Here is a 23,204-nt window from a genome sequence, read left to right as displayed (position 1 = left end):
AAGCCAAATCCGGATGGCCAAAAAACGATTTCAATAGTCGTGGCAATTTTTGCAAACGTCGAAGCTGCCGGTAAACAGTGCTCCGAAGTTGTTCTTTGCTGTTAATGATCTTTTTACCGACGTGATGGTATTTGATATAGCCCCAAACAGACTCGTCAGGATTCAGCTCCGGCGAGTACGGCGGCAGGAAGAACAACCTGAGCTTGCCGTCGAGACTCTCAACATAGTCTCGAACCCGACGAGCATGATGAACCGGGTGGTTATCGAGGATCAGGAAAACCGGCTTGTCAACGTCTTGCACCAGAGCCTTGAGGAAACCAAGAAACGCATCGGTGTTCATGTTGCCCTGAATGGTCTTAAAGCGAAGCTCGCCGCGAGGCGAGATGGCCGAGATCAGATTGATGCTGAAGCGACTGCCCGTATTACGGATGATCGGAGTTTCACCCCTGGGTGCCCAGGTGGTGCCACTGTGATAATCAGACCGAATGCTGGCTTCATCGCCGAAATAGATGGTGGCGCCGACTTTTTTTGCTTCCTTGCGAATTTCCGGGTAGGTCTCTTCTTTCCATTGTTTCACGGCCTCTGGCTTTTGCTGGTAGGCCCGATGCAGGGGTTTCTGAGGCGTCAGCCCCAGGTTTCGAAGCAGACGACCGACCGAGACATCGCTTAACCGGACGTTGAACTTTTGCCGGATGAGCTCACGCACTCGGCCCCGAGTCCACAGGGCAAAATCAAACTTCAACTGGTCCGGCGTAAAGGTCGTTATCCAGATATACAGCTCCCGGATCTGAGCACCGCTCAGTTTCTTGGGACGACCGGAAATCTGCTTGGCCTTGAGCGCGTCAAAGCCACCCTCGCGGTAGGCAGCCAGCCATTCATAGATTCGTGCTCGGCTCATCCCCAGCGCTTTGATGACGACTTCTGGACTCTCGCCATCCATGACCCGTTGAACGGCGCGAACGCGAATGGCTTCTAATGTTTTGTGATCAAGTTTACGACCGTCATCGTGGCGCATGTGTGTAAATATCCGATAAGCTTGGCGAACGGAGCCTACATTATAAATGATGTTCGCTTACTTTCGAACCCATTAGTAAGAGTAACGAACATGGCCTAATATCGGGTCAGACCTGTTACAACGGCCACTCAATCCACTCCTAAAAGGTGATTTAGCTATGCCCACTAGCGCCCCTGCAACATAAATGTCTCATACTCCAACTGATTGAGCTTCCGGGAAAGCAAGGCCAAACCTACAACGACCGAAATTAGAACTGCAGCAGCAAAGCCGTAACCATAGAAAGATGCACCAAGCTGTATAGACAAAAATGTAAACAGTATGTTGCCTGCAAAGAAAAGAATACAAAGCGTCAGGTTGATTCCGCGCGAGTCAAGATAGAACAGCACATTTTGTATGGCCAGTAATATCAGCTGGATACCGACTGCAACAGAGTCGATATACAAAAGCGGCAAGTAAAGGCGAGAAATTCCTAGTGCATCAAGAATTTCACCCGCCCACATGAAAATCAAAATGATCGTCAAGCCCTGAACTTTAAAGATCTCATAGATGCCGTTTCGGGCAACCAAAACCATGTCATCTCGAAAACGATTGATTCGCTCAAGCGTATCTCCGTCCCGAACCGCATTATAAAAACGATCATATGCCTCAGCGAAATCCGTCTCCATTCGGACCAGAAACACAGCCATACCCGGCACTATCGAGAGATAGGCGAGAAAAATTGGAATATCATAAATTACCGATGCGCGAAGTTCTCCGACAATTGACTCCGACGTAGAGGGACTAAACCAAAAAATAAACTTATCAGCCCATACAGCAGCATTGTAAAAGAGACCCGTGAATATCAGTGCTGGAAATACCTGGGCTCGATTAAAGAAGTCGAATCTGATTAAGGTATCACTAGGATACTGGCGAATAATCGTATAAAAAAAGGCGAAGAACAGGAATCCATGCCCCAACAAGAGCCCAAATAGCAATCCTTCCAGCCCAAACGGCCACAGTTGAAGTGCGGCGACAATAGCTATTAAGTACCCGATGGCGAAAATAACCACGATTCGACGATACGACTTCATGCTGGAGAGAAAGATCGTTACCGGCCATAAATTACAGAGCACAACAAAATTCGCCAGCATCATCATTCGATAGCCGGTGGAGGTTCCTGGCATTAACCAAACCGCTGCAGCTAACGCCAGCACAAAAGATAATCCGGTAGTGACCCAGAGCAGCCCCATCAGGTTTGGCAGGATTAAAGAGCGCGCGCCTTCATAAAGGCGGTCCGCAACCCAGCGGGTGAAGACGTGCTGAAATAACCCCGAAACGATCAGGGACAACGCCATCAGATAGGTAACAGACACCAGAAACTGAACAACCTCGCCCTGCGTCGCTGATAATGAAACGCTGAAAACACCAATCAGCATCACGCCCAATACAGAAAGCACCCAGGGGCCGGAGCTAATGACTCCGGCCAATCCGTAGGCACCCAGCAAATTGATAAAGCTATCTTTACGAAGTAGTTTCCGTAATTCGAATCCAATACCGGCCATCAGCAGTTTCCCTCTCCGGATCTTATGATCAAGGAGCGGTAAATATCTCGATACTGAGAAAACATGCTATCTAACGTGTAGTAACGCCGTACTCTCTCCAGGCCTGCCCTTTGCGCCGACCTCCACGCTTGCGAATCCCCAAGTAATCGTAGGGCCTCTTTCGCGGTGGCATCCGGATCAGCAATAGGAACAACAGCACCTGAAGGACCTATCCGCCTGTCCTCTTCTCCCGCCCCCTCAATCAGTTCTCGGCAGGCCCCAACATCTGTGGCCAAACAGGGAAGTCCTGCGGCATTAGCCTCAAGTATAACCAGCGGCAAAGCCTCAGAGATTGAAGTCAGTACCATCAAACCCAGTTGCGGCATAATTTCGTTTACATTCTGAAACCCGAGAAACCGCACGCGGTTCTCCAGGCCCAGGCTGGTAACGAGCTGCCGACATTCATCAACATACTTCGGATCTTCATCTTCCGGACCAACTATCCATCCTTCAGCCTCCGGCATCACCTCGCACACGGCTCGTATGGCTCGAACAAATGTTTTGATGTCTTTGATTGGCACCACCCGGCCAACCAGTCCTAGTACTTTTGGAGTTTTCTCCGGCCGGGCAAGCCTTACCTCTCGAAACCGATCCGGATCTATTCCGTTAGGGATAACTAGTGTCTTTTCAGGATCTGCGCCGTCATGTAGCTGGCGGGATCGGTTCCCTTGATAAAGTGACACGATAGGATCAGCCTGCTGGTAAGCCATTGTTCCGATGACTTCAAAAAACCTTATCCAAAGCCGTCGAATGTAACCTAGCTGCGCATTCAGGTTGTCACTTACGGGATCTTCAGGGTCTGATATCCATTGCGCCTGGGATAAGTCGATTCGACGTTCCTTTGTATAAATTCCATGTTCAGTGAGGGCAAACGGGATGCCGTGTCTTACGTTCGCCATCGCGCCCAACAGGCCCGCGTACCCGGTTGAAATTGAGTGTAACGACCGAACTGGTGGAAGGTTTTCAACAATGCGTGCGAGTACAAAAAGAGGGGCATGCATCGTTCGCACTGTCCAGAAATAATCAATGAACGACGGCTCCGTACAGTATTTTTTAAAACTCTCATCAATCATATTCCAGCTTTCCTTACTGTACAGAAAGTCTTCTTGCGTGATCCCCCTACGACGACCCAAGTCATTGAACACTTTACGAATTGTGTTCTGATCAACCTTGAAGCCCTGTTTGAAACTTTCATGCAGCTTGCGCTGGGAATCAAATGCTCGCGCGTTCCCCTTTTTCTCCGCCGGACGCGGGTTTTCACTACCCTCCATCAGGTAATGGCATTCGAAGTGCGTAACGTTAGACGGGAGTTCATACTGGCGCGGCCCATAGTGCTTCCTCGCACCCCCTATGAACACAAGTGCGAAGGTAAACTCTGGCAAACCGGTGATAATCTGGTGCACCCATGACGACACTCCACCGCGTATAAACGGATAAGTACCTTCAAGAAGCAGGCATATATCGGCAACAGGTTGACGTTTGCTCTGTAGAAACTTCATGATAGCCAGCTATCGAACAGAGGTACGAGCGAAGGGTGCGATCTACCTTGTGGACACCGGGCGAGAAGATATCGCACTCGACTGAAGTCCCGAGCCAGAAATGCGACTTCAGCCAAGTAAGGGTAGACAGACTCCGGCGAGCATCCGTTCTCCAAAGCAACCTCAAAGGCCTCACCAGCTTGAACGGGATTGTCCATTTCAAGTTCAATACGCCCTAACAAACGCCAGTCTTGGTGTCGATCATACTTGCCGACGAGGGTGACAAGAACTTCTCGAGCCTGTTCAAGGTAATAATGTCGAAGCCCGCCTTGGGCAAGCCCCAGATAAACCATTTCCCACCAGATTTGACCCAGCCGCCTCATGGCGCGCTCTTGGTGCTTATCGCTGGTTTTGTTTTTTAACTGAGCCTGCAATTCGCTAGCCTCTGAGACCAGTGACTTTTCACGCTGCTCGAGCATAGAGTATGCGAGCAACCGCACGTCATCAGCCGGATCCTTTAACGCACTGCGCAATAGATCTACGGGCTCCGGACCCGCCATCTGGCGCGTCGCAAGCAGTGCTTTCAGCCTTTTATCCGGGTCTTTCGCTTCCCGAAGGACTTGTCTTAAGCCGCCCTCTGTGTAGGTTACCATCGAGTCAAGATCCAGCGGTTTGTAGGGTAGCTCCGGCGCTTCAACAATTTGCCAGGGCACATCACGCTCTAACCGTGGAAGGTACAGCGCTAACAAAACGCCCGAAAATACGCCGATACTGCCGATAACAGGGATGGCAAACTGAAGACAGAACAAAAAAAGGCCTGGCAAAAACCGCATCGTACGATAACGTTGAGGCATAAATACAAGGAGCACGAGCGTAAAGGCGCTGCAGGCCAATGCGTGCAGAACGGCATAGGTAGCAACGGCCTCCATTGTCTGAGATGACGTTAACAACAGAGAAACACCACCAGCTTCTGCGGCCAGGCCAAATGGGATCAACCAATAGTTACTCATCACGCTGACCCTTTGACAAAAAACTTCGAATCCATTTCAGCGATGTTTCCGAATCCTCAATCACAAGGGTTTCTGTTCTGGCCAAATCATGAAGTGACGCACCGATCTGATGAGTCAAATCTTCATCCAAGCGTGCAATATATCCCGCCAGTCCAAGTTCATCCGTCAGGGGCATCAAGAGAACAATTCGAGTACTTTGCCCATCTTGATTGAACGCAAATAAGTCAAGCCCACGGCGGAGATACTCAATTCTGGCGAGAAAATGCGTGGCGTTTTGGTTATCGACTTCAAGCCCGAAAGCTACCGCAGGCATATTGAAGCGAGAAGCATCGTGGCCCGCTCTCTCTGCCTGAAACAGTAATGCCCGTAGTTCTGGGGCGTCTTTTGAGTCAACCACCCTATTTTGCGTCAGCACATCAGCCATATGGCCAGCCAAAATGGCCAGCAGGCGGAGCACCCGTGACTGGAAAGAGAAAAATGGCATTGCTTTAACTAGGCAAACAGCAACCACTTCATCACTGGAATCCGCTAAGGGTAAGGCAAGTAGCAGATCAGTATTGAGGTCGCCGGCATAGTTGCGGAGTTCCGTTTGTACGGACACGAGCGTGGATTGCTCCAAAGCGTGCAGAATGAGTGGGTCGTCAGCCTGAACTGATCCAAAATCACCTATAGACGCTAGGGGTTTGCTACCACACTCTCCCTTTTCAACGCCATAGATGGCAGCTGTCTGCAATTGCCCGTAACGTGCGAGCAAGCCCAGCATGAGACCTGCGGATTCATCGTTAAGCTCACCGGCACCAGCAAATGAGAGTTCACCATACAGTCTTCGCAAAGATTCCCGGAGACTTCCGGAGCTTCCCGCTAGTTGTTGCTCTAGCCTGTCATGAGATACCTTCAATAAATAGAAATATCGAGTAAATTCATCCAGTCGGCGGCCTTTGTAGTTGGCTACGGCCTGCGCCCGGTCGAGCTTGCGCCCCCAATAGTCCCTGAATTCGCCAGCAAGCAGACTCAAAGACAGGATTCCAGCGGCCCAACTCCAAGGGAACTCATACAAGTCGTTTGTGCCAAGCTCTTTGGCAGCGGCAAGTAATACGAAAACACTAGCCAGGAGCGCTGCGAAAAAGCCGTACCTCAGCCCAGTCAGCAACGGAGCAATAATCAGCCAAGGAATCGGTTCATTTAGATAGAACGGATCTTCCGGGCGAGTCCAGTAGCCGAAACTTATGGTGGCAAGTGTGATCAACGCAGTTTCTGACCATTTAAACCAACTGGAGACTTGCGTTGATGATTCCTCCGCGCGTTCAGATAGCTCTGAAGACATAGACTTCACTGCTCGAGGCTAACCAAAGGCATTGCCTGCACCAAATCTTGAAGCACTTCACGCGCAACAGTGCCAACTGCCTCCCGGGACCAGCCAGTTCGCGCAGCAGTCCCGGACCACAAAATCTGACCTTTAGTATCTATCACCATTAACGTCACTCCGACTGCCGGCTCACTGTCGAATCCGGCTTTATAGCGCCACTCCTCAACCGTACCCGCAACAAATGTTTCCATACCCTCGGCCCTGGCGCTCGTGACGGCCTCCGCCTGACGCGCCTGACTTTCATACATCAGCGGATTGTCATCCTCCGGCAGATACAACGTGACATCTTTTACGCCCTCAGCACGGAGAATGGCCGTAACAATGCTAGCGGCCTGATCCCCCGCCTGAGGGGTTTCCGAAAGATTTATCAAAGGGACTACTGCATACCTATTTGAAATATCAAGCCGTTGATTTCCTTTTTCAGAGATCAGAGTGGAGCAGCCTGTAACCAGGAGCAGAACACTAAGGACAATAACAACCTTGTTAACCATGAAATCCTCGCTCAATCAGAAAAATAAAGTGTATACGTCGCCTGAACACTCGCGCTCGCGCTGCCATCGAGCGTGTCGGATTGCCACCCGCCCGATACTGACAACCTGTCGCGGCCAAGAAGGGGGATTCCCATGCCGGCGCTGACACCGAAAGCCACTGAATCGGATGACAATACGTACCCTGCCCTCGTATCCACAAACCAGCTGGTCCCAACTTGCAGAGAATCGAGACCAGAGGCCTGCCCCCTCTGCCAACGGCTACCAATGCCAAAGCGTCGATAGTCTTCCGTAACAACGTTGCTGGTATCTATGGGTTGCTCAAACATCGCACTCGTCTTGCCATCCAACTCATTCAGGTCGGACAGTCTTTGACTACTGTATCCAGCCTCAAGCACCCAGTTCGGGCGGCCAAACCAAACCTGGTAGCTGGCCAGTACATTCAGTTCATGGCCTTGCGCCAGAGATGATTGCGCATACGTATCGTATGAAATATCACCGTAAGAGGCAGAAACAGCCACACGTGCCGTGGGCGCATAGCGAACCGAAAAGGATGTCTGGTTTTTACCTGCAAGCCACCATGACTCAGCAGAATCCAACGCTCTTCCTCCTAGTTCATGGCTGAGCCCAACACTCCAACGCTTTGTTAATGGTCGTTCCAGGGAAACCCTACCCCATAGGTCATGCGAACCTATTCGCTCCCTATGACCGACCCCAATATCTAGTAGCCAATTCGCTGCATACTTCGAAATAGAAACTTCGGACTCAGTGCCATTGCGAGGCTCGCGATCGAACAAGGTGTCGCCAGTGCCCCCAAGATCAGCAAATGCCCCTTGCACGCTATAGCTCCCCCAGCCATACACTGCGGAGAGTGCGCGGGACTGAACCGTCATCCTGCCAACATCATTAAATTCATAACCACCTTCCATCGCCTTGAGCGTGTTGGGTGCTCGATAGCCACCAGATGATAACGCCGTACCTGCCAACTCCCTTTCCAGGGTGGGGGTCCTGTACTTACGCTCACTATCAACAAATGCCTGATATTTGCGCCAATGATGCACTGCACGGTCATTACCCAATACCGAGTAAGCCTCAATCAATAAGCTAAGTCTGTCTGGTTTGGGGTTTACTGCAAGTCGCTCCAGAATCGCGGGAAACTCTTCCACTGACAACTCCGGATACCCCAGCTTTAACCACCCCAGTGCGACCATTGCGTCTTCACTACCAGGGCTTAAACGCAGAGCTCTTCGGAGAGTATCGAGCGCATCATCGGGTCGACTCTCAGATTGAAAATAAGCTGCCAGTGCTATCAAAAACGACACATCAGATTCAGGATTGCCTGTACTTTTCCTCCAAAACTTGAGCGTTTCCCGAAGCTCTGGCCATTTGAGAAGTGACGCCTGAACGGAGGCCACAGAGCTTATAAAGTCCGCTTCTCCGCTGCGACCAAACAAAATCTTTCCGATTCTAATCACCTGATCGTATTCTTCGAACACATACGCCAGGTTCAACAGCCGTTCCAAGAGGTCGTCGCTCAACTGTGAAGGATCCTCACCTACCAGCTTGCGATACTCTCCCCGGACAGTGCCATAGTCGGCTAACGCAACAGCTATATTGAGCCGCATTAATGCAGCGCTTTGCTGGGCGGCGCCGGAAAACTCCTCTTGTGCTAATACGGCCAAAGCTTGTTCCGGTTGACGTGTTCGCCAGTAAAGGTCGGCTAACATTAACCTAGAAACCTCTGATAACTCAGAGGCGTTTGTCAGAACTTCAATTGCTTCAACGTACCTGAGATCATCAAAATACAACTGCACCAATTGGTCTCGAATTTCTGCATTATCTGAGTGCTGAACTAAACCTCGCCCAAGCACTTGGGTGGCTTTATCTAGCTCGCCCAATCGCACATAGGAGTCGGCTAGCTTGATGTGCTCAGGGGGACTGAGTTGCCTGTGGCGCATCGAAAGCTCAATTAACTCAATCAGACTTTCCCACCGGCTTAAGCTGGCAGCAAGAGCTTCAGTCCTTTGAAACGCCCGTTTACTGGGCTTCATTTGATAAGCCAACAACCAGGTTTCGAGGGCTTTTTCTGGCTTACTACTCCAATCGAACACCTGAGCAATTTTTACGACGTCTTTATCCGTCAGAGTTTCCTTGCTAACAAGCATTTTCTCCGCAGTGACGCTGGCCTTGATCACCTCACCAGTCGCGAGTTGCATATCAATCAAACGGCGCAGAATCGAGAGATTCACTGCGGAGGATTCCGAAAGTCTTTCCAGCCATTTCGCTTCCAAGGGCGTGTTATCCGCATATCTCGCCAATTCAATACCTCGGCGAAGACTGACTGGGTCCTCACCAGGTAATTCCGCGTCGATAAATGCATCCAAAGCTTTATCTGGCTGACCCGCACCGAGGTAAAATTCGATCATGGACTCTTGGATACGAGATTTGTCAGGCCCAGGCAACAACTTAACGATTCCCGAAAGCGTTTCAGCAGCCGCACCGGGGTTACCCGAAGCAGCTTGAGCCCCCGCCAGTACCTGTTGCAAACGCAACCCTTCCCGCAGAGAGCGCCCGGACAGGAACGGCGGTAAAAGTGCTGCGGTGATGTCCGGTTCGGCCACTGCGAAAAAATCTTCGAGCAAAGGGCTGGGGATATCTCGACGTTCTGCATGCTGTGACAGCATGGTCAGGGCATCGTAAAAACGGTGCCTGAGCTTAGCTTTGCGTTCAGGTTCGCTCTCTGCGGTAAACGCCCGCAACAACACTGTTGCCCTTGCCTCCAGATGCGAAAGGTCCGACTTCTCACTAAATTTTACGGGCTCAAGAACGCTCCAGGCGGTATCGAATTTGCCAACCTCGGCATACATTCGCGCCAAACTCATGCGAATTGATGCGTTATTTGGGTCGGAAGCGATCAAAGCCTCCAAGTATGCAATTGAAAGAGCATCCGGTTTACTGGTGCTGCTGAGGTTTTCGAAAAACGAGCTTCTTGGATACAGAACATATAACGCCAACGTTATAAGTGCTGCCAGTAATGTCAGGGCTGGCACACTGAAAAACGACGGACGCTTATTCGTAGCCTTCAACGACAAACTAACTCCAGCCCTTCCAGACGCTGGGCGGATAGCCGGAACTTGTTCTCACCAACAACCTCTACCTTGTGGTTACTGATTACCGCACAACGCTTGACGCCCCCAACTTCGAGTTCAGGTGCAACGTGCCCACTGATCGACATCCTGACTTTCCATTTTCCATCACCGGTCTCGGTTCTCTCCCAGTCAGTAATGGAAGAGTTCGCACTTTTCAGGAAGGGTCCGTCGACAGCCTCTGCCGAAAGAAAGAGTAAGTGATCGGCTCCAACAAGATGAACAAATCGCTGCCGCCCATGGTCAGTGTAACCGCTGACACCTATACTTCGATTCAGGTCTGGATATAGCTCAGGGGATATCAGTACAGACCTTGGGTGCTGATACCCTTTCCAACGATATGCCCCATCCTCGTTAACGGTTAAGGTGGAATAATATCGAGATTGAACACGCTCTGCGTATGCGCTCAGAGGAACCGGCGTATTAGGCTCGGCTAACGCGGCATCGTATACCTCTTTGAGCGCCTTGAGCGCTTCTAACTTCGTCCCCGAATAGAAGTGGTAGTAGATTCCTGCAGGTTTTAACCGGTATGGCTCTTCAAGCAAGGCGAAGCTTTCCTTTGCATGCCGATACCCGTAGAAAGGCCCGGTCCAGAGATTTGTGTAGACATTCTCATTCATTACAGGGGCATATATCTGAAGCTCATCGCCCACAGGGCGACCATCCGGCCAGACATCTGCCAGATGCGAGTGGTACGGCAAAGGACGAGTGTTGCCACCATTTACATTTACAAGGCCCAGCTTTCGAACCATCGACAAAGCCTGCGGACCAGGCCTTGCGTCACCGCTCCAAAGAAATACCCGTGTTGGTTTCGTAACTGGCGCCAGCCTATTTACAAATTTAACAGAGTCAGGAATTTCCCTTTTCAGATTGATTTCGTAGCCTTCCACCGGCAAAGAATAGCCATAGAGAGTATCTTCCGGAGCAGGGGCGGGCCCTCCCTCAATGACCGGCCAAAAGTAAGGATGACTGAACGTATGTGAAGCAACTTCTATGTTGGGTTCACTGAAAATTTGTCGTGCAACATCCGAAGCCGTTTTGCTGTGCTCGGGGAAGATCCCTTCAGAACTTACCTCGGCTTCAATAACCGAAACGGTATGTGGAATCTGGTATTCCTGAAGAATATCTTCAAGTATTACCTGCGCGGCGATCTTGGCCGGTGACTGCTCCGCGCGAGATACAAACCCATCCCCATCAATATGCGAGGTCAACACTCGTCGCCCGGACTCGGTTGTGGTATCGATAGCGACCGGAAACTTCGGCTGAAGTGCCTCACGCATGAAAGCCACCGGATCGAACAACCATAACGCAGTATTGTCGGGGCCTGGCTCAAATAGAAATGGTGTGATTGCAACTCCCCCGGCATCAGAGGTATAGATCGGAGCATACCCCATACCCTTGGTATCCGTGACTGTTACCCATGCGTTAACGGCATTGGCAATTGGAAGCGCTACATTCACCTGTTTGGGGAAGCGAGTCCCTTCAAACCTGCCAACTGACCGCTGCTGCAATTGAATTCTCAGGCTTCCTCGAGGAAGCCTGAAGTTATCCGCGCCAACCACGCGGCGACAGCTGCTAGAGTTTGGCACGGCCCCAAGGAGCACAACGGGAACTTTTCCGTCGATTTTCTCTTCCAGCCACCGGCAAAGCGAACTTCCTTGTTGTCCAGCTTGCCACCAGACTGCGATCCCTGCGTATTTATCTGAAATGGACTCATCAGGAAGCGGGTTGTGAGCAGAAAGATACTTAGGTACGAACCCTAACTGCTCGAGAATTACACCTAGTCGAGCGTGCGCGTGACTTTGATCTGTCTGAGACGACGGAAGGTCGTGAAGAACCAGAATCTGATTTATCACCCGTGAGGGTACCGTAGGGGGCAGCCTGGTAACAGAATGGTCGGTGACAACCGGTAACATCCCCAATTTCCTCAGTTCTCGTGATATCTCAACTGCCTCGGACCCGGTTTCGGTGTAATCAATAGCTATGATGGCTGTGTCAGGAGAAGCCTCAAGCCATTCATCGATCTGCACATCAAGCCAAGCCCGGTCTTTGGCCGCAACGGGCCGATAGCGATCAGTATTGGCATCATATCCGGCAAAGTAGGACTCAAACGCTAACGCATCGACTAGCTGCTTCGTTGAAGCAGGCAGGTGAAATCCGCGATTTGCAATAACGATAGTATCTGGGTGGCGCGCTTTTAACGCGGAGATAATTGAGGCCTGCGCTTTGATGAACTCGGCGGTTCGAGACCGTCCTCGTTCAGTGAGACGATGGCTATCAAGAGTATCGAGAAACACTCCCTGAAAACCTCGACTGACCGCTGCAAAGATTAGTTTATCAAGAATGAATTCCTGCACATCCTGGTTGGTTATATCCAGAATGACACTATCCCATGCGGGATTCTCACCAAGGACCCAATCTTCACGTATATTCAGATAGAGTTGATGCGAGCGGGCAATTTCATCAATGGCTACGTAAGCTAGTGGCTTTATTCCACCTTTTCCGAGAAGATCAATGCGGGCCTCAGCCACCATGTCTGGCTGAAGCACCAGCCAATCGTATCCGTACAATGTACTGATGGGCGCTTCATCACCGTAGTAAAAACCCACGTTCTCAGGCGATTCAGCCCAGGCAGAAAGTGACGAAAAGCAAAGTATAGCGATGAACGTCCGCAAAAAACGAAAAGATGACACTAACGGCCAGAACATCCGATACTCCTGTCGATTTCCTTTAAACTGCGCAGTTGCGCCAATTTCCATGCCACCTACCAACAACATTCACTAAAGAACAACTGGCTGCCTCGAATATTACGTCCAATTTACGATCCGGTTCGGTTATTTGCCTAACGATTGTTTTAGTTATTGCAGTATGAGACGGACGCCTGACTGAAACGAGCATAAAAATGTCTGAGTTTGGTCAGCCCGTCGTTGCGTCAGGCATTGCCCCTACAGCTAGAAAAAAACGCAAAAAACAGCAGTCACTAATCCCGGCATCATACCATCTGGTTGCGTCACTATACCGGCCAGTAGCTTTGGTCGGACAACCTTTGCGCCGGGCTCTTGCATGAAGCCCACTCAGCCCCGAATGCAGTATCGGTGTCGCAATAATAATGTGGCAGATTAGGCTAGAAGGGAACTTCAAGAACGCACTCAGGCTTGCGGCGTAGACGACCACTCTCACAGGAAGAACAAAAACTGACTGACGGCCGTTTTCCACCTGACCACAGATAGAACCGTCACAAGCCCTAGCACAGATATGTCACATATTCGTCACGGGGAAGTTTGGCGGTCCCAGACGCAAAAAAGGCAGACCAGTAAGTAACTGATCTGCCTTTCTTTTTTATGGTAGCGGGGGCAGGATTCGAACCTACGACGGTTATGAGGAGGACGCTCATAGGAACATATATTTTGTTCTAAATTGTGCTTTTTTGCCATAAATCGTGCAGTTATCTATAGTTTCAAGAACATTGGTAGATGCGCGAGACACCGATTAATGACTATTAATGGCACTCAAGATTGGCACAGCGTTGAACCCCAAGCCACCGACAATACGACCGTAAGGCAACCAACCCCACAATACGACACTCTTCATACCTGGGCCAAGGATGCTCAACTATCGGAGGTATTCGAGCTTACCGCCTTGACCTTCGGATTCAGCAAGCACTTTACAGTTATCGGCAACCTAAACCAAGAGCTGTCCCACCCAGAATCCTTAGAGATTCTTGCTGCCTGGTCCAACAACCCCCTCGTTGCGCTCCTTTCAGATCTTCGCCAAGCCTTCACTGACTCCTCAGATATCGCTATCGAGTTCCCCGCACTACCCCACGCAGGAAACTCCGATCAGACAAAGAAAAAGCTGCGTGACTTGGGTGCCAGTATTGAGAAAAGACACTTCTTACTCTGCCTAATCGTTAACCCACTCGCTATCGCGAATACCGAAGAGCAATACGCTCTTAGGCGAGCCTTACGCATTTGGCTCATAGTGCAAGCGCTGGATCACGCAGCCAACAGACGCTGCCTGAGCGACAAACGCATCCAGAAAGTCGCCAGCTTTTTGACCCAAAACACACACCACAACAATTGGCTTATCATCGATAAAACACTTGAACGTGCCAAGCGCCATGTTGCTCTGCAACCGTTCACCTTTGATCGATTCACTCTAGCCCTCAGAAACGCCGCCAATGAGTTGTTCGTCCAGTCTCAAGACGCCAGCGCCCAACGGTTTTTAAACTCCCTCGTTTTAATCTGTGAAGGCAATTGCGAGCCCAATGAATTAGAAAATGTGGCGCAGCCTTTCTTCCACGCACCCTTGGCCATATTCTCTCGCAACCAACTCCCCGAAACGCAACAACTGAGTGACTACCAATTCCAATCACTGGATCTGCTTGACGCGCCCAATGACGAATCTGACGAAAACTCTGAAGAAGCCCTTCTCTACACAGTCAATGCCGACGACCCACCTGAACGGCAGCGGCTCACTGGCCAGAGCATCTTGCTTCAGACAACGGAGCTGTCTCACTACTTACCCTGGAGCTGGGATAAGCCACTACCGCCCGAACTGCAATCTCTGAATGCATGGATAAACCAACTACTCACATCAAACAACCAGCTTGACCGCTTAGGAGCGGCCGTTGTTTGGTTGGCCACCCGACTCTCGCGCTCGTTACCCTTTACACTGGAACTTGCGATTTCTTCTACCACACAAAATGAATGGGCTTTGATGCCCGATTTTTCAGTCGCTCATCGCCACTCACCCAAAAGGCATCATTCTTGGGTTCCCGACCAGAATGCGATTCAATGCATTGAGCCGTTTGAGTCATCTTTGTCGCTCAAAATACCCGGCGTTGTTCAGCAAGCGCTCAATGGCGCCTTCGAGTCCGCAGTCAACAGTAATCACTCCCTTTACAATCTATGGTTTCAGCTCTCTGGCGAAACTCCAGAAACCTGGTTCAACCGACACGCCAAAGACCACTTCCCAAGACTAACGAGCGCAAAACTTGCCAACGCTCACCCCCAACAAGTCTTCAATCTCACATCCGACCATTCGTTTGCACGACTCAGTGCTGCTCACCCTAGAGCGGCACTCCCTGCTGCCTGCGGGTACGCAAACTGGGACATTAAGGCCGTCGAGAACGGTTTCAACCTTGAATTAAGTGGCAGCGATAAAGCGGGGGACTCAAGAGTCAACGTACTCGGGAGCCTGCTAGCTCCATTAGAATCGTTGCTTATTGATCAAATATCTCAAGCCACTCAAGCCCTAAACGATACCCAATGGGACAGCCCTCTTAGCTACCACAATGCCTTGGCACGCTATTGCGTTATGGCACTTTATGCTGCAACCGGTTGCCGTCATCTGTCCGACCCGTTCGAATCGATCACTCACTTCTGTTCGGAACCACCGTCTGTTTTCATCAACGACAAAGCGGACGACGGCCTCCACAACGGACGCCTCGTCCCCCTCCCTCTGGGAGCGTGGAACCTTGTTGAGATGTACAAGACCCATTTAGGCGAATTGGCCAAGGTCATCGAGCCAGTTCGTTCCGACCTAGCCGAAGAAATTTCTCAGTTACGGAAGCAACCATCAGCCAAGCTCCCTTTATTCTTCCTCTTGGATGAAGCGATCCATTGGCGCTCCCTATCAGACCGCAGCATCCCGGACACCGAATGGTTCAACTGGCCCCTGCCCTCAAACCTATTCCGCCATCGATATGCACAACAGCTAGCGCGAAGCGGCGTAGACACAGAAGTCATTGATGGTTGGATGGGGCATGCAGAACGCGGCGTTGCCACTTACAGCGATCTGTCAGTTCGTTGCTGGATCGACGATTATCAAGCGTACTCCCAAACGTTAAATGACGTATTTGAGCGTCTGGTTTTTCAGGTACCGCGCACTCTAGGCCAACTCCCCTCCATTGGAGAACCCACCACGTTAATAAAGCCCATCGCCCAAGAATCGAGATTATTTGGTGTCAAAAAAAGAAGACAAAACCGCATAGCCTCGCTTAAAAAAGCCAAAGACCTCGCTGACAGCGACCTGGATCTTTTCTTGGGCTCTAAAACGCTCGAAGAGCTTGATGATGATCAAACTCAAGCAATGAGTCATTTAATGCTGATGCGGGAGAACGGTTTGCCGCACCCACAAGCTGCAATTCGCTACGCGGTGATGATGGAGCGTTTAGATGCGCTAGAGGATGAAAGTGCTAAACCCATCCGGCGCCGATTAGTGACCATCGATACTGAGCAGTCACTGCTGACGGATCAAAGCCCAGTGGCGTTAACAATACTGCCCAAACTCCAAGGCTGGGCAAAGACGGCAAGAAGTGCCACGGATAAAGCAAACGTTTCAAAATCGGAAGCTTTATTGGTTGCAGCTGCGCTCCTCATCATCGACAAGCGCCTCGGCTACTCAGACTTGATTGACGATGTGACCCGCGGCATCCATTACCGCTTAGTCCAGAATAAGAAAAAGCTCTATTTTGAATACAACGAAGACCTGGACGAAGAAAGCTACACCCAACCGGTTCAACGGCATGAAGTTGATTACAAAACAGCGTCGCTATTGCAATTTGGCAAAGGCATTAAGTCCATTATCGACCTGACAAAGCCGATATCCTCAAAACACCTTCAAACTCTGTCGGAGGTCATCCAAACGCACACCAACACGTCACTATCAAACGCACCCGCCCTAACAAACCAATGGCTGCTTGAACAACTCATCACCCTCATTAATCAAGCGAACCTTATCCTGATGCCAGGCATCGTTTCGGCCGCCCTTAGCGGTCGGCAACCACCCACCAGTTGTAGCTTGGCCGACTATTTTCGGCTCCATGATGATATTCTCTACCACCCTCCGGAGCCTCCCTCGATAGAAACCGCCTCCGCCGCTAGCGCTCGTTACCCCCTCAAACTAGACGCTTCCGACAACAAACAGTTGTACGCAAACACTCAAGTCTTTTTCGAAGGAATACGCTCCCGACTGACGACAGACACCAAAGCAACCTACACCAAAGCGACCGCCCGCGAGGTTGCCAACGACATTAGAACCTTCACCTCTGACCATACAAACAAAGTGACGTCCGCTATTACGTTGATTGGTTACTGGCTGGCAGACCGTATCCAGCGTGGGAAAGGCCGACGAGGCGCCCACTTCAAACCCTACGCAATCACGACGCCCGCGAGATACTTTGGCGCTCTACGTGAAGCTTTCCAAGGGCTGGCTTATCACTTGGATTTGACGGCTCTTGACGAGGAAGACATCACCGCCTTGTGCAGTGAAATGATCACCCTAAAACGGAGCAATCTGGAAGAGTTAGACTATTTCGGGGCTCGCCTTCAAGAGTTTTTTCGGTGGGCAGCTAAAAGCCAAAACGTAGCGGAGCCCATATGGGAAGAACTCGACTTCGGCAGCCAAAGGCGCTCTGTTCGGCCCGGGCTGTTCTCTGAATCGGAGTATCAGACGTGTCTTCACGCGATACTCAGTAGCTCAGTTTCCTTACCAGACCATGCACAATTGACCGCGTTCATTCTCATTTTAGCGTACCGCTTTGGCTTGAGAGCCCAAGAAGCCATTGGGTTACAACGAACGGATTGGTGTGAATCCGGGGATCTTACGTGGGTTCTTATCAGAAACAATCCATACCGGGGCTTAAAACGACCAAGCAGCCGGCGTGCTGTGCCGTTAATGTTCCCTTTATCCGACCAAGAGAAGTCAACGATACAATTCGTTTTTAACCGTTACGACAGTTTGGCCAGCCATACGCCGAAGGCGCCCATTCTGTGCACCATCGATAAAGGCGAACTCGCTATCAGCCCGTTTGCCAGGCACCACATGCCCAACGCCATTTCACAAGTCCTTAAACAGGTTACGGGCAATCCGTTGATGACGCTTCACCACGCCAGACATAGCTTCTGCAACTTACTAGCCCTAGCGTTGTTTGATTTCGAAACGCCATTAACCAAAAAACTTTCCGGTCACCTGAATCACGCCAAGATAAGCCAAATTCTACTCGGGAACGGTGTTTCTTCGACAAGGCGCTCGGCCATGGCTTTAGCAAGAGCTATGGGACATGCAACCCCTCGTACGGGCTTTAAGTCGTACAACCGTATGGTAAGCGAGTGGGCGGAGGCTTTAACCCCAGTCAGCAACCGTCGAACTCGCACAATACCGAATGCCGTACAGACCCGAGACTGGGTCACCCAGAAGTCATCGGACCACAGTGAGATCGCCCACACACTGCTCCCAACCTCACGCCCTTCGCCCCGCACGATCGCTCAGGCCTTGCGCCTCAAAGCCCTTGGTCATTTTTACGATCACACCGAAGCCGCTTTGCAGTTATACCCTGACTCCCTAAAAGACATGGATTGGCTAGCCAATCAGGTAAACAACAAGCATCGGTTCAAAATTCACGACTTCAAGAAGAACAAACCGGTTCAAGTCTACGGTACAGAGTATCCGAACCTTCTCTTAACAAAAGTTTCACCTGACGCTTGGGTGCGAATCATTGGTCAGGCCGCCGAATTCCCGCCCTATGAAGAGCTCGATCTGTCGTCCTCACTTCCACCCGTTAACGGCGTGCCGTCGCTAATAGGTCGCAATGGGCATCTATTAATGAATAGTGAAGAGGATCGGTCGCTGATCCGATTAGTCTTGGACCTGTTTAAAGTTCCCGAAGCAAGCTACAACGTCTATGCTCGGTACAATGATCCTGACGTTAAAAAGCGACTTTTGAAACACGGCTTTAAGGTGTCACCCATCGTCGGGACCGGCACCGGTGCGAAACCGCAACTAGATACCTTCAACAAGCAAGACCATGAGTCAGAGGCAAAAGAACAAGAATACGGGGGCCTCATCTTCAACAAGGGATTTTCGGGCTGCATTCACCGTCGCAATGAACTTGTGATCGCGCTGCTCATTGTTGCTGCGTCATACTGTTCTCTCGGGTAAACGACGCACGAAGACTAAAATGCCCCTCTGGTGAAACTCCATTCACGTCAGAGAAAAGTCCTCGGGGCTCGGCTCAATGATATCGAGAGAGACGAGGCTCAGTACTTCCTTTTTGCTCGCGCCCTGTTTCAAACGTCGGGCCGTATACTTCACTGTAGAGCGTTCTAGTGATGCCTTTGCCGCCGTATCGAAGTGGCTTTGATGAATGCCTTGAAGCTTTACCGGTCGCGTCTCGACGCTGTGCCCTTTCACTCTCAGGAGATAGATTTCGTTCCCGGAAATGGAGTAGCCGTCCGGCTTTGCAAAGCCCTCCTCTACTTCATTCACGACCTCGGTCGCCTCAATCGAAGGCAGTGAATCTTTAATGGCCTGCCCCTCACGATCGTCAAACCCTAAATGGATGAACACCGTTTTCTTGATCTTCTGTCCTCCAAATTTTTGAAGGAACTTTAATGCTTCATCTCGCAAATAGTCCTCGTCTTCGCGATCCAAGCTGGCGAGCTTCTGCGTTGCCGCAAATAAGGACGGTTGGCCAATAACTTCCGACGAGAGAATGGCAACGGCGGCCCTAAAATACTCGATCTCTTCTGAGGTTATGCCGCCCCCATTTAGCTGTAGCACCGTAAACGCCGTGTAACCTCGAGAGCCTGTCGGATCTAGGTAAAAACTTGAGGTGAGAACACTTTCTTTCATGTGCTCTCTTCGTTCTATTAAACCGTTAAGCGTAGCCGTCAAAAACCTCTCCAGAAGCTCCTGAGATGCATTGGAAATGCTGCCTCGATCGAGTTTTACCAACTTGCCTTGACGAGTAACAATAGAATGGGCTCCTGTTCGAATGACCGCAAAGACTTGTTCAACGGTCTCCATTGGGGTGGGATTCTTCTTTAGAGGTACAGCTTGAGTCATACGACTTCTCCTCACATATCTCAAAGCTCACCCCTGTCATGGGGCGATGAAAAGCCTAGGTGTCGGTGCAAACGTTTGCTAGCGACCGGGCTGAGACTGATCACAAAGCGAACACTTACGTTTTACCACGGTTTGATCGCGAAATGTGGGTTCACCTCTGAACGCGCTGCAAGTCGGGTCATTTACGCGACAAATCTCGTTGCCAGCTGTCTTTTCGGGCCACTTCAACATGAATTAGCACTTCACAGTTCCAGAATTTCAAGGAATGACTTCTGCTTCACGCAGGGTGAGCGACCAACCCGGCTCGCAGGTCTAGTGTTTCAGAAAGGAAAAATTCATGTGCGCCAAACGATGGTGGTTTTTAAGGACTTTGTTGTCGATGGCGGTACTTACACTGGAAGTGGGTTGTTTACTGAGCATAGTTTTCTAGGGCGGTAACACACGAGGCCACCAACCAACGTTTACTCATCCTTGCAGTTGCGGTCGTGGTCCGCCAGCTTCATTTGTGTGATGACGACACAAAATTGAGAGCCCTTAGCAATGCGATATACTCATTACTAAAAACATCAGCGGAGAAGCGCTTTTGTAACCACCCCCTAAAATCGGTACATCCGCTTTTAAGATTCCAAACCGAGTACCCGGACAAGACAAATGCGTGACAAATCGATCCTTGTAGTCGACCTCGAGGCAACCTGCTGGGAAGACCAGAAAACCCCTGACGGCGAGGGACAAGGTATCCACAACATGGAGATCATCGAACTCGGTTGTGCTCTTGCGACTCGACAAGGGAAGCTGCTGGATACCGGATCGTTTCTGGTCAGGCCAATCCGGAATCCTGCACTAAGCAGCTTTTGCACTGAGTTGACCGGGATCACCCAGGAGATGGTGGACGAAGCGCCGGCGTTCCCGGGGGCTGTTCAGGCTATGAATGCCTGGCTGGGTGATCTGCCGGACGATTTAATCTGGTGCAGCTGGGGCAACTACGACAGATTGCATCTGGAAGCCCAAAGCCTGCTGGACGGGGCGCAGCCAGCTATCCTAGCCCGCCCTCATCTGAACCTGAAACGTATCTGGCGCCGCACCACCGGCCAGAAAAAAAGGAACGGTCTAGCCAGCGCTTTGGTTTTTCACGATCTCGCCTTTGAGGGCAGCCAGCATCGGGGCGTGGATGATGCCCGAAACATCACCAGGCTGCTGTCTTTTATGAAATGGTCACTAGAGTCCGAGTTACTGACATTACCGGAGAGGGCGGTATGAAACTGGTCTGTATTTCCGACACCCACAGTCTGCACCATCGCATACTGAATGTTCCAGATGGCGATGTGTTGATTCATGCCGGTGACTGCCTGGGCCAGGGCACGCTGGAAAATATCGAAGAGCTCAATGAGTGGCTCGGAACGCTGCCGCACCGGCACAAAATTGTAATTGCCGGCAACCACGACTGGGCTTTCCAGGAAACGCCGGAATTAGCACGGCAGGCACTGACGAACGCCAATTACCTGGAAGACAGCGGCGCGGAGATTGAGGGGGTTCGGTTCTGGGGTTCACCCTGGACACCCACCTTTATGGATTGGGCATTTATGCTGGAGCGTGGCCAGCAGTTGCACCAGAAATGGCAGCTCATTCCGGACAATACCGATGTGCTGATCACCCACGGACCACCGAAAGGCATTGGTGATGAGGCAAACCTCGGATTCAAATGCCAGAATGTTGGCTGCATGGACTTGCTTGACCGAATCCAGCAACTCTCACTTAAAGCGCACATTTTTGGTCATATCCACGAGGGCTACGGACAGTATCAACGTGAAAAAATGAAGTTGATTAACGCCAGTATCTGCACCGCACGTTATGAGCCGAGGAACGCGCCGATTGTAGTGGAGATATAAATCGGCCAATTTTGATTGAGGAGGGGCACATGTCGTGGATTAATCCCAAGGATCAAATGCCTGAAGACAGGGAGGTCGTGATCGTCTTGTACTTGGGATACTGGTCTGGTCGTGGAAACAGCGGTATCACTGATGCCTATGCTGTGGGTCGGCAATGGGTCAATATCCCTGAAGGGGCCACCGTTGCTGCGTGGATGCCTATGCCGGATAAGGGCGAATTGCCTGAATGGCTTGCAACATCAATTGATGACCACGCACTCGTTGACCTGTGCAAGGAGCGGGTGAATGAAAAGGGTGTGCACGTGAATCTAGATGACGACGAATATTTCATGCTCTGAGGGCATCTAACGTGACCGCAGAAGAACTAATGGCACAGCTACAAAAGCCACCACCGGAAACACCGGTGCTGGTTGAGAGCTACGAAACCGGCTTTGATGAAATTGTCGAGCTCACCCCCGAAGAGGTTGTTCGCTACCGGCATGCTCAGGAGTGGGATGGCGAATACCAGGCGCCAGACAGGTTCTCCAACCCAGAAACCGGAGTTCGGCAGGCCGCGGTGATCCGGGAGGCGCAGAGGCCACCGAAGGTAATGCTATGAAGAATAGAAAGTCTTACAGCTTGACTGAACTGGTGGCCCAGTGTAACCCCGACGCGCCCGTGCCAGAGACGCTCCGAGAGTGGGATCAAGCTCCGCCGGTTGGCCTGGAACGGATTGCTATTGGTGATCAGATGGATGTGCCGCCACTCGATCCAGCACCTGACGAGCCGGCATCAACGGCACCTGACCCGTTTTCGCCAGAATATCGATCCAAACCTGATTTCCCCTCAGAATGACCTCGGCGGTTCCGATGTGGCCCGATACCACGGCCGTGATACCTGAAATGTGTTGATCCGCACCCTGCGCGCGGTTCCAGGGCCACGTGCATTCGATGGCAAAGCGCTCTGAAAAGGGTGTCTCCTGAACGGTTCGCCAATCATCGAAAGGGCTTTGAGCATGTACCAGCCCGAGTTGTCCGTTATCGCACTCGAGCGTCATGGTGAGCGGCAGCTGGTAACGACACTGAATTGCCAGATTTTTGTAAGAGGTTTCATCCAGGCCCGCAGTCCAGTGACCGCCCATTCCCCGGTGCTTGTAACGGTTTCGGTTATCCTCAGCGCCGGCGATAAACATGAGCTCATGGTTACCCATCACGCTGTATACCCAGTCGGTACCTAGAACCCACTCCAGAAGAAGCCGGGACTCTGGGCCGCGATCAATTGTGTCTCCCAACAGAAACAGACGATCAACGGACGTGTCGAATTCAGCATTCGATAACGCGGCCTGAAGAGCCTCGAACTCGCCATGCAGGTCACCACAAACCCAGTCCACCCCGACCGGATTGGCCG

General features: G+C 51.1%; 15 protein-coding genes. 5 read left to right on the top strand and 10 right to left on the bottom strand.

The window, feature by feature from the left end:
- The 8 genes from B9Q17_RS16370 to B9Q17_RS16335 all read right to left on the bottom strand — a co-directional run.
- A partial coding sequence (locus B9Q17_RS16370; RefSeq protein ID WP_094626020.1) for an IS630 family transposase occupies positions 1 to 1,015 on the bottom strand: 1,015 nt, incomplete at its 3' end.
- A 164-nt stretch (positions 1,016 to 1,179) separates the two neighbouring features.
- On the bottom strand, positions 1,180 to 2,556 hold the full coding sequence (pelG, locus tag B9Q17_RS16365) for an exopolysaccharide Pel transporter PelG (protein ID WP_094626018.1): 1,377 nt from the start codon (positions 2,554 to 2,556) through the stop codon (positions 1,180 to 1,182).
- Positions 2,556 to 4,094 (bottom strand): GT4 family glycosyltransferase PelF, encoded by a 1,539-nt coding sequence (gene pelF, locus B9Q17_RS16360; RefSeq protein ID WP_094626017.1) that lies wholly within the window; start codon positions 4,092 to 4,094, stop codon positions 2,556 to 2,558. The genes pelG and pelF overlap by 1 nt, the downstream gene beginning before the upstream one ends.
- The gene (locus B9Q17_RS16355; RefSeq protein ID WP_094626016.1) at positions 4,091 to 5,083 is read right to left on the bottom strand and encodes a HEAT repeat domain-containing protein; all 993 of its coding nucleotides are present in this window, start codon (positions 5,081 to 5,083) and stop codon (positions 4,091 to 4,093) included. Before B9Q17_RS16355 ends, pelF begins: the two co-directional genes overlap by 4 nt.
- Positions 5,076 to 6,407: a PelD GGDEF domain-containing protein gene (locus tag B9Q17_RS16350; protein ID WP_094626015.1), complete on the bottom strand. Its 1,332-nt coding sequence runs from the start codon at positions 6,405 to 6,407 to the stop codon at positions 5,076 to 5,078. The genes B9Q17_RS16355 and B9Q17_RS16350 overlap by 8 nt, the downstream gene beginning before the upstream one ends.
- 5 nt (positions 6,408 to 6,412) lie before the next feature.
- Positions 6,413 to 6,940, bottom strand: coding sequence for a hypothetical protein (locus B9Q17_RS16345; RefSeq protein WP_094626019.1), 528 nt, complete (start codon positions 6,938 to 6,940; stop codon positions 6,413 to 6,415).
- 11 nt (positions 6,941 to 6,951) lie between these two features.
- On the bottom strand, positions 6,952 to 10,029 hold the full coding sequence (locus B9Q17_RS16340) for a tetratricopeptide repeat protein (RefSeq protein WP_094626014.1): 3,078 nt from the start codon (positions 10,027 to 10,029) through the stop codon (positions 6,952 to 6,954).
- Positions 10,020 to 12,842, bottom strand: a complete 2,823-nt coding sequence (locus B9Q17_RS16335) for a bifunctional glycoside hydrolase/polysaccharide deacetylase family protein (protein ID WP_244177417.1) — start codon at positions 12,840 to 12,842, stop codon at positions 10,020 to 10,022. Before B9Q17_RS16335 ends, B9Q17_RS16340 begins: the two co-directional genes overlap by 10 nt.
- Before the next feature lie 733 nt (positions 12,843 to 13,575).
- Between B9Q17_RS16335 and B9Q17_RS16330 the strand changes: the two genes are divergently transcribed.
- Positions 13,576 to 19,026, top strand: a complete 5,451-nt coding sequence (locus B9Q17_RS16330) for a site-specific integrase (protein WP_094626012.1) — start codon at positions 13,576 to 13,578, stop codon at positions 19,024 to 19,026.
- A gap of 42 nt (positions 19,027 to 19,068) precedes the next feature.
- On the opposite strand, the gene B9Q17_RS16325 is transcribed toward B9Q17_RS16330, so the two are convergent.
- Positions 19,069 to 19,932: a hypothetical protein gene (locus B9Q17_RS16325; RefSeq protein ID WP_094626011.1), complete on the bottom strand. Its 864-nt coding sequence runs from the start codon at positions 19,930 to 19,932 to the stop codon at positions 19,069 to 19,071.
- Positions 19,933 to 20,583: 651 nt separating this feature from the next.
- Between B9Q17_RS16325 and B9Q17_RS16320 the strand changes: the two genes are divergently transcribed.
- Genes B9Q17_RS16320 through B9Q17_RS16305 form a run of 4 tightly spaced genes read left to right on the top strand, consistent with a single transcriptional unit; the run spans position 20,584 to position 22,416 of the window.
- Positions 20,584 to 21,189: a 3'-5' exonuclease gene (locus B9Q17_RS16320; protein ID WP_094626010.1), complete on the top strand. Its 606-nt coding sequence runs from the start codon at positions 20,584 to 20,586 to the stop codon at positions 21,187 to 21,189.
- Entirely contained in the window at positions 21,186 to 21,818 is a 633-nt protein-coding gene (locus B9Q17_RS16315; protein ID WP_094626009.1) for a metallophosphatase domain-containing protein, read from the top strand. The genes B9Q17_RS16320 and B9Q17_RS16315 overlap by 4 nt, the downstream gene beginning before the upstream one ends.
- Positions 21,819 to 21,847: 29 nt before the next feature.
- Positions 21,848 to 22,156: a DUF551 domain-containing protein gene (locus B9Q17_RS18115; protein WP_154707658.1), complete on the top strand. Its 309-nt coding sequence runs from the start codon at positions 21,848 to 21,850 to the stop codon at positions 22,154 to 22,156.
- 29 nt (positions 22,157 to 22,185) lie between these two features.
- Positions 22,186 to 22,416: a hypothetical protein gene (locus tag B9Q17_RS16305; protein ID WP_228285741.1), complete on the top strand. Its 231-nt coding sequence runs from the start codon at positions 22,186 to 22,188 to the stop codon at positions 22,414 to 22,416.
- Positions 22,417 to 22,533: 117 nt separating this feature from the next.
- Here B9Q17_RS16305 and B9Q17_RS16300 read toward each other — a convergent pair.
- A partial coding sequence (locus tag B9Q17_RS16300; RefSeq protein WP_094626007.1) for a metallophosphoesterase occupies positions 22,534 to 23,204 on the bottom strand: 671 nt, incomplete at its 5' end.

Origin of the sequence: Marinobacter vinifirmus (assembly GCF_002258215.1) — a bacterium.
Taxonomy (GTDB): Bacteria; Pseudomonadota; Gammaproteobacteria; order Pseudomonadales; family Oleiphilaceae; genus Marinobacter; species Marinobacter vinifirmus.
The sequence above is the reverse complement of the archived record's forward strand: the minus strand, read 5'-3'. Positions and strand labels throughout refer to the sequence as shown.

What these genes read in the sequence shown, in the direction of transcription:
- pelG (WP_094626018.1), bottom strand. Translation starts at nt 2,556, where the DNA reads ATGGCCGGTATTGGATTCGAATTACGGAAACTACTTCGTAAAGATAGC.
- pelF (WP_094626017.1), bottom strand. Translation starts at nt 4,094, where the DNA reads ATGAAGTTTCTACAGAGCAAACGTCAACCTGTTGCCGATATATGCCTG.
- B9Q17_RS16355 (WP_094626016.1), bottom strand. Translation starts at nt 5,083, where the DNA reads ATGAGTAACTATTGGTTGATCCCATTTGGCCTGGCCGCAGAAGCTGGT.
- B9Q17_RS16350 (WP_094626015.1), bottom strand. Translation starts at nt 6,407, where the DNA reads ATGTCTTCAGAGCTATCTGAACGCGCGGAGGAATCATCAACGCAAGTC.
- B9Q17_RS16345 (WP_094626019.1), bottom strand. Translation starts at nt 6,940, where the DNA reads ATGGTTAACAAGGTTGTTATTGTCCTTAGTGTTCTGCTCCTGGTTACA.
- B9Q17_RS16335 (WP_244177417.1), bottom strand. Translation starts at nt 12,842, where the DNA reads ATGGAAATTGGCGCAACTGCGCAGTTTAAAGGAAATCGACAGGAGTAT.
- B9Q17_RS16330 (WP_094626012.1), top strand. Translation starts at nt 13,576, where the DNA reads ATGACTATTAATGGCACTCAAGATTGGCACAGCGTTGAACCCCAAGCC.
- B9Q17_RS16325 (WP_094626011.1), bottom strand. Translation starts at nt 19,932, where the DNA reads ATGACTCAAGCTGTACCTCTAAAGAAGAATCCCACCCCAATGGAGACC.
- B9Q17_RS16320 (WP_094626010.1), top strand. Translation starts at nt 20,584, where the DNA reads ATGCGTGACAAATCGATCCTTGTAGTCGACCTCGAGGCAACCTGCTGG.
- B9Q17_RS16315 (WP_094626009.1), top strand. Translation starts at nt 21,186, where the DNA reads ATGAAACTGGTCTGTATTTCCGACACCCACAGTCTGCACCATCGCATA.
- B9Q17_RS18115 (WP_154707658.1), top strand. Translation starts at nt 21,848, where the DNA reads ATGTCGTGGATTAATCCCAAGGATCAAATGCCTGAAGACAGGGAGGTC.
- B9Q17_RS16305 (WP_228285741.1), top strand. Translation starts at nt 22,186, where the DNA reads ATGGCACAGCTACAAAAGCCACCACCGGAAACACCGGTGCTGGTTGAG.